Here is a 402-nt window from a genome sequence, read left to right as displayed (position 1 = left end):
GAGGAGGGCCGCGCGGTCCTCACCCTGCGCGGGCGCCTCCTGGCCGACGCCGTGGTGCGGGACCTGGTGGACTGAGCCCCGGGCCCGGGTCCCCGTCGGCTCAGTCCGGTACGGCGGTCACGAAGTCGATCAGCTCTTCGACCCTGCCGAGCAGCTGCGGCTCCAGGTCCTTGTAGCTGTGCACCTTGGACAGGATGTGCTGCCAGGCCGCCCCGGTGGTCTCCGGCCACCCCAGCGCCCGGCACACCCCCGTCTTCCAGTCCTGGCCCCGGGGCACCACCGGCCACGCGCCGATCCCCACCGACGACGGCTTCACCGCCTCCCACACGTCGATGTACGGGTGGCCCACCACCAGCACATGCGGGTCCGAGACCCGCGCCGCGATCCGGGACTCCTTGGAAC

The 402-nt window shown here is 72.9% G+C and carries 1 protein-coding gene; it reads right to left on the bottom strand.

Translation table 11 applies throughout. The features are described from left to right. Positions 1–100 precede the first annotated feature (100 nt). A partial coding sequence (locus tag RNB18_RS53115) for a DUF3097 family protein (RefSeq protein WP_311721194.1) occupies positions 101–402 on the bottom strand: 302 nt, incomplete at its 5' end.

It is taken from the genome of Streptomyces doebereineriae, from assembly GCF_031845645.1.
In the GTDB taxonomy this organism is placed as follows: Bacteria; Actinomycetota; Actinomycetes; order Streptomycetales; family Streptomycetaceae; genus Streptomyces; species Streptomyces canus.
The sequence above is the reverse complement of the archived record's forward strand: the minus strand, read 5'-3'. Positions and strand labels throughout refer to the sequence as shown.